Here is a 6,289-nt window from a genome sequence, read left to right on the forward strand (position 1 = left end):
TTATCGCTTATGAGATCCGACGCAACCAGTGCGTTGCACGCCGCGGCGCGGGGCGCAGAGCCAGAATGGCGATCCCGATGCTGAGCAGCGCCTGTACGGCGACAAGCAGGGGGGAATGCGCAAATCCGACGGCCGCCAGCGCCGACCAGAGCGCGACGCCGAGGTTCAAGGCGCTGGACCCCAGCGCCATCAGCGTGCCGCGGCGGTGGTCGGACAGCCCGGCCAGATAGGTTTGCAGCGCAGGCGCGCCGATCCCGCCGACCAGCGCCCAGGCGGCCATGAAAAAACAGGCCGCCGGCAGCCCCAGCGGCAACGCGAAGAGCGCGACGATCGCCGCGAGGACGCCGCAGAGGCAAAGCCGCATCAGCTGCCGCCCGTCGCGCGCCAGCCCGATCACGCGGGGCATCAGAAGGTTGCCCAGCAGCGTGAGGGCGCCGAACCCGGCGTAGACCAGGCCGACAGTTTCGGTCTCCAGCCCTGCGAGGCCGCGCAGACGTTCGCCTGCCAGCGCATAGATCCCGACCGCGCCGCCGAGCCCGAGTCCCATCGCCAGAATCGCCCCCAAGGCGCCGGGGATGAAGACGGGACCGGTGGATGCCGCATCCGGGGTCCGCGACCCGCCGTCGCGAAGCAAGGTCAGGCCGGGCAGGGACAGCGCGGCGGCGAGGGCGAGGCCGGCAAAGGCAATCTGCCAGCCGAACAGCCCTGTGACCCAGGCGCCGTACGCGGGCGCCAGGATGATGCCGCCGGTCAGCCCGGCCTGCACGGCGGCGATCTGGGCGGGCGCGCGGTCCGGCCCGCTATCGGCGGCGCAGGCAAAGGCCACCGGCAGTATTCCGGCGGCGCCGATCCCGGTCACGACCCGGGTGGAGAGGGCGAGCGCGTAGCCCGGCGCCAGCGCGGTCCCCAGCGAGCCGAGGCAGAACAGCGCGGTCGCCGGCAGAAGAACCGCGCGCCGCCCGTGCCGGTCCGACAGTGCTCCGAAGACGGGGGCCAGCAGCGCCAGCGGCAAAGCATAGGCGCCAATGAACAGCGTGACGCGCTCGGGCGCGACGCCCAGATCGGCACCGATGGGCGTCAGGAGCGGGCCAAGCAGGAATTCATCGCTGCCGACGAGGAACGCGATCAGGAACAGCAATACGGGGGTCGGGGTCATGTCCGGGGTCTTTCCTTTCGTTGTTGGCATTCGAAAGGGTCCCGCGGAATTGCGCGATCCGCTCCAGCGTGGTCCGCCGGCGGGCCTGCAGATCGGTGATCAGCCGGTCGATCTGCGACAGCTTGTGCTCCAGATCGGCCAGCCCCGCCTCGCAGGCGCCGGCGCCGTCGTCGCTCAGGCAGGGGGCCATCGCCAGCACCTCGCGCGTGGAAAAGCCGGTGGCGATCATGTCGCGGATGCGGCCGGCCCGGCGCAGGTCGGCCGGGCCGTAATGGCGGTATCCGTTGGCGTCCCGCGTGGGCGTGAGCAGGCCGGCCTGTTCGTAGTGGCGCAGGCTGCGGGGGCTGACGCCCAGATGCGCGGCGGCTTCCTTGATCTGCATGGTCGGTTCCCTTTCCCGGAAGGCACTACCCCCTTGACATTAGTGTCAGGGTCAAGCGGTTTCATCGGGAAAACGCGAAAATTCTGCCGCCGATCCAGGGCCGCAGCGCCGCTGCCCGGGATCAGTTGGACGCGGTCGCCGTCGCCGGGCGCATCACCGCAAAGAGTTCGGCCACCTTGATACCGAACTTGCGCATCTCCGAGCGGTTGAGGATGGTCCCGTTCTCACCCAGATAGAGCCAGTCCGTCACCGAGAGCACATGGCCGCCCGCGTCGGCGGGGAGCCGCAGCCGGTAGGTCATGCGGATGGCGGCGCCCGATACCTCGCCCCGCGCCACGCCGATCACGTCGGCGGCAGTGGCGGAAAAGCGCCCGTCCTCGCCCAGCCGCAGATCCCAGGCCCGGTCCTGCCGGGCGCCGGTGGAGTAGAGAAAGGATTCGCTCAGCCGTCCGCTGGCGCCGTCCCAGGCACCGTGCATCCGCGCGGTAAAGCGCGAGGTGACCCGCCCGGCTGGGCCAAAGATCACCCCCTCGCAGGTGAGCGGGCCGTTCAGGCTGCGGCGCAGGTCGATCGCCGGCCCGGTGCCGCGATAATCGCGTGGCCGCTGCGCCCCGAAGGACAGCGCCCGGCGCGCGATCATCGCCAGCAGGATCAGCGCCAGCAGGATCAGGGGGGCATGGGTCATCGGTGTTCCTCCGGTCGGGCCGGCTCAGCCGGTCAGATCCCCCGGCGCGGGGGCGGGGCGGCGGCGATAGCGGGCGCCCTTGAGCTTCAGTTTCAGCGCCTGCCAGTGGATCAGGGCGATGGTGCGCAGCGCCCCGAGGGGCCGGCGCAGGAAGGCCCGGATCAGGCCCGGGCTGGTGGCGGGTCGACGCGGGCCGGAGAGGGTGGCGATCACCCCCTGGTCGCCGTTCACATGGCTGATCCGGATGGCGATCCGGTCGGGCCGGATGTCGAAGCGGAAGCGATAATCGCCCGCCACGTCCTGAAACGGCGAGACATGCAGGCGCTTGGGCCGGTCCATCCGCGTCTCGGCGGTGATCGGGGCAAAGCCGGGCCGGTGGCACAGATAGCTGTGGCGGTCGCCGAACGGCGTGCTCACCTCGCAGATCACCGCGGCCAGAGCCCCGCCGCGCCAGGCCAGCCAGAAGCTGACCGGGTTGAACCCGTAGCCGAGAAATCGCGGCTGTGTCAGGAGTTCGAGACGCGCATCCGCCAGACCGCGTTCGGCCAGAATATCGCGCGCCCAGCCGGCGCCGCGCCCGGATCCGATCGGCCCGCCGTGGTCGCGGTCATGCACCGCCGCCAGGTTGAGCCGGTTGCGCGAGAACAGCCAGGGGCCGCGCTGCGCCGCGGGGTCGATCAGCAGGTAATCGACGCCGTAGCGAAAGGCGTTGGCGATCCCGCCCCGCCGCGCATGGGTGGTGGTCCCGGCGATATGGTCCGGCCAGCGGGTCATGCCGCCTGCGGCGCCTTGCGGCCCTCGGGCGTTCCCTCCAGCGCCCGGGCGATCCTGACCGCGCTCAGAACCCCGTCCTCGTGAAAACCGTGGCGGGTATAGGCGCCGGCGAACCAGGTGTTGTTCTGGCCCTGCAGCCCCGCCAGCGCCTGCTGCGCGCGCAGTGCGGCATGGTCGAAGACCGGGTGACGAAAGGTGGTCTGGTCATAGATCAGCCGCTCGTCCACCGGCCGCGCCGGGTTCAGCGAGACGAAGAGCGGATCGCGCTCGGGAATGTTCTGCAACCGGTTCATCCAGTAGGTGACGCCGATCCGGTCCTGTGACAGGCTGGCGTCGGACTGGTAGACCCAGCTTGACCACACCGACCGGCGCCGCGGCATCTGGCCGGTGTCGCGGTGCAGGATCATGTGATTGTCCTGATAGGTGAGGTTCGACAGCGCCCCGCGCTCGGCCGTCGTGGGCCGCGCCAGCAGACGCAGCGCATCGTCCGAGTGACAGGCGAAAATCACCTGATCGAACCGCGCCCCGCCTGCCTGCCCGGTGCGGATGGTGCTGGTCGTGCCGTCGCGGATCACCGCCTGCACCGGGGTGCCGGTGCGGATCGCAACGCCGCGGGCGCGCAGATGCGCCTCGAGCCGGCGGACATATTCGACCGACCCGCCGCTGACCGTCTTCCACTGGTGCTGGTTGCGTACCGAGAGCAGCGCGTGATTGCGAAAGAACTGCACCAGACTGCGGGCCGGAAAGGCCCGGATACGGTCGGTGGGGGTGGACCAGATCGCGCCGCAGAGCGGCGTCAGGTAGTAGTCCTGGAACCAGCGCCCCAGCTTCAGCTCGTCCATAAGCTCGCCCACCGTGGCGCTGTCGTCCTGCGCCATCGGTTCGGCCAGTGCGTTGAAGCGCAGGATGTCGCGCAGCATGCGGCCGAATCCGGGCCGCAGCAGGTTGCGGCGCTGGGCGAACAGCGCCGACAGCGTCTTGAGCCCGTATTCGATGCGGCCATTGTCGATGGTGGCGCCGAAACTCATGTCGCTGTTCACGGTGGGCACGTCCAGCGCATCGAACATCGCGGTCAGATGCGGGTAATTGGCCTCGTTGAACACGATGAACCCGGTATCGACCGGCTGATCGCCGTTCCGCCCGGCGGTGACGGTGCGCGCATGTCCGCCCAGCCGCTGCGCCGCCTCATACAGCGTCACCGAGTGATGCGGCGCCAGTTGATAGGCCGCCGCCATACCGGAAATGCCGCCGCCGATGATGGCCACTTTCTGCGCCTTGATCCGTTCGTCGTGAAAACTCATGCCGCCCCCTGATCCGCGTTACATGACCCGGTTACGCCGGCAGTGCCGGGGCGGATCATTTTTCCTGCCGGCGGATCATTTTTTGATCCGGTTGATTTCTGACCGCGTATTCGGGTTATGCTGATGGAAATCGACCCCCTTGTCAGGCCGTCTGCCCCGCGCACATCCCGTGCGTCCGGGCGCGCGGGGAAAGAACGCAACACGGTGCGAGCCGATCCAGAGATGTCCGAGCAGACCCGGTGGATGCTCGCGGTGCGCGATCACCGCGATCGCGCCGCCTTTGCCGCGCTGTTCGATTTTTTCGCGCCGCGGCTCAAGCGTTTCGTCATGCGCGGCGGAATGGGATCGGGCCAGGCCGAGGAGATCGTGCAGGAGGTCATGCTGACCGTCTGGCGCAAGGCGGCGATGTTCGATCCCGAACGCGCCCAGGTCTCGAGCTGGATCTACCGCATCGCGCGCAACCGGCAGATCGACAAGCTGCGGCGCGAGAACCGGCCGCTGCCCGAGGTCTTGGCGCATGATCCTGGGACCGAGCCCGACGCCGGTCAGGTCGTCGCGCTGGAGCAGGAGACGGTGCAGCTGAAACAGGCGCTGGGCAAACTCAAACCGGAACAGCGCGAGATGATCGAAAAGGCCTATCTGGGCGAGCTGACCCATCAGCAGATCAATGAACAGACCGGCCTGCCGCTCGGCACCATCAAGTCCCGGATCCGCCTGGGGCTGGAGCGGCTGCGCCACGAACTGAAGGCGATGCGAGACGAATGAGCACGATCACCCATCATATCCCCGAGCCGATCCTGGCGGCCTATGCGGCCGGCGCGCTCGACCATCCCTTTGCGCTGGTGGTGGCGACGCATCTGTCGCTCTGCGACGCCTGCCGCGCCGACGCCGAAGCGCATGAGGCGGTCGGCGGCGCCCTGCTGGAAGAGACCGCGCCCGAATCCCTGTCGGCGGCCTGCAAGGCGCAGCTGATGGAGCGGCTGGACGCCCCCCATGCGCCCGAGCCGGTCTATCGCCGCTCCGGCGTCTATCCCGGCCCGGTGATGGAGGCGCTGAAGGGCCGCCCGCCGCGCTGGAAACGGCTGGGCGGCGGCGTCCGCCAGACCATCCTGAGCGCCGGGCAAGGCGGCAGCGCGCGTCTGCTCTACATCCCCGCCGGCCAGGCGGTGCCCGATCACGGCCACAACGGTCTGGAACTGACGCTGGTGCTGCAGGGCAGCTTTTGCGACGAAACCGGCCGCTTCGGCGTCGGCGACGTCGAGATCGCGGACGACACTTTGGAACATACGCCGGTGGCCGGGGCGGGGGCCGATTGCATCTGTCTGGCCGCCACCGACGCGCCGCTGCGGTTCAGCAGTCTGATCCCGCGCCTGCTGCAACCGATCTTCCGGATCTGAGCCGGGCAGGGGCAGTCAGCCCCCCAGCGTCCGCGCGATCAGCGCCGCAACCTGCGGGTGCTGACCCAGCGGCGGCAGCAGCGGGCCGGTGAACCCGGCCGCCTGCAGCGCCTGCGGCACGTCCTCGCGGTAATGGCCGCCCTCGGCGGCGAAAAACGGCAGGCAGAGGCTGCGCGCCGGTAGTCCCCGCGCGGCATCGGCCAGAAAGGGGATCTCCTCGACAAAACCGTAGAGCGGCCCGCGCCCGGGCCAGAGCGCGACCAGCGCCGCGCCGAAATCCCGTGCCGCCGCCGCCGCGCGCGGCCCGCGCGCCGAGCCATGGGCGGCGATCAGGAGCGCGACCTCCGCCGCCTTCCAGCCCCGCGTCGCGCAGGCCTCTTCCAGGTGCTGCGCCGCCAGCGCGGGCAGACGCGGGTCGCGCCCCAGCGGCGCCAGCACCCGCGCCGGGTGCCCGCCCAGCCGGGCGGGCAAGGTTTTGCGCACGAATATCCCGTCGGCCATGAAGAAAGGGTAGATCGCCCCGCCGGGCGCCAGCCGGGCCAGCGCCGCCGCCAGCGCGCCCGGCGCGGCCAGCGTCGCCGCGCCCAGCGCGCC

The 6,289-nt window shown here is 70.1% G+C and carries 8 protein-coding genes; 2 read left to right on the plus strand and 6 right to left on the minus strand.

Annotated features, from left to right (window positions below; translation table 11 throughout):
• Nucleotides 1–7 precede the first annotated feature (7 nt).
• From E1832_RS10110 to E1832_RS10130, 5 genes are all read right to left on the minus strand, one after another.
• Nucleotides 8–1,156 (minus strand): MFS transporter, encoded by a 1,149-nt coding sequence (locus E1832_RS10110; protein ID WP_133359625.1) that lies wholly within the window; start codon nucleotides 1,154–1,156, stop codon nucleotides 8–10.
• Nucleotides 1,101–1,538: a MerR family transcriptional regulator gene (locus E1832_RS10115; RefSeq protein WP_133359626.1), complete on the minus strand. Its 438-nt coding sequence runs from the start codon at nucleotides 1,536–1,538 to the stop codon at nucleotides 1,101–1,103. Before E1832_RS10115 ends, E1832_RS10110 begins: the two co-directional genes overlap by 56 nt.
• A gap of 121 nt (nucleotides 1,539–1,659) precedes the next feature.
• Nucleotides 1,660–2,223 carry a DUF3833 domain-containing protein gene (locus E1832_RS10120; RefSeq protein ID WP_133359627.1) on the minus strand — a complete coding sequence of 188 codons (564 nt, stop codon included), beginning with the start codon at nucleotides 2,221–2,223 and terminating at the stop codon, nucleotides 1,660–1,662.
• Nucleotides 2,224–2,247: 24 nt separating this feature from the next.
• The gene (locus E1832_RS10125) at nucleotides 2,248–2,997 is read right to left on the minus strand and encodes a DUF1365 domain-containing protein (RefSeq protein WP_133359628.1); all 750 of its coding nucleotides are present in this window, start codon (nucleotides 2,995–2,997) and stop codon (nucleotides 2,248–2,250) included.
• The gene (locus E1832_RS10130; protein WP_133359629.1) at nucleotides 2,994–4,298 is read right to left on the minus strand and encodes an NAD(P)/FAD-dependent oxidoreductase; all 1,305 of its coding nucleotides are present in this window, start codon (nucleotides 4,296–4,298) and stop codon (nucleotides 2,994–2,996) included. The genes E1832_RS10125 and E1832_RS10130 overlap by 4 nt, the downstream gene beginning before the upstream one ends.
• Before the next feature lie 222 nt (nucleotides 4,299–4,520).
• Between E1832_RS10130 and E1832_RS10135 the strand changes: the two genes are divergently transcribed.
• Both E1832_RS10135 and E1832_RS10140 read left to right on the plus strand, forming a co-directional pair.
• On the plus strand, nucleotides 4,521–5,063 hold the full coding sequence (locus tag E1832_RS10135) for a sigma-70 family RNA polymerase sigma factor (RefSeq protein WP_245513933.1): 543 nt from the start codon (nucleotides 4,521–4,523) through the stop codon (nucleotides 5,061–5,063).
• A complete protein-coding gene (locus E1832_RS10140) occupies nucleotides 5,060–5,695 on the plus strand; it encodes a ChrR family anti-sigma-E factor (RefSeq protein ID WP_133359630.1) in 636 nt (211 codons plus the stop codon). The genes E1832_RS10135 and E1832_RS10140 overlap by 4 nt, the downstream gene beginning before the upstream one ends.
• Before the next feature lie 15 nt (nucleotides 5,696–5,710).
• Here E1832_RS10140 and E1832_RS10145 read toward each other — a convergent pair.
• The coding region (locus tag E1832_RS10145) for a sirohydrochlorin chelatase (RefSeq protein WP_133359631.1) at nucleotides 5,711–6,289 on the minus strand (579 nt) is incomplete at its 5' end.

It is taken from the genome of Antarcticimicrobium luteum (assembly GCF_004358185.1).
GTDB lineage: Bacteria > Pseudomonadota > Alphaproteobacteria > Rhodobacterales > Rhodobacteraceae > Antarcticimicrobium > Antarcticimicrobium luteum.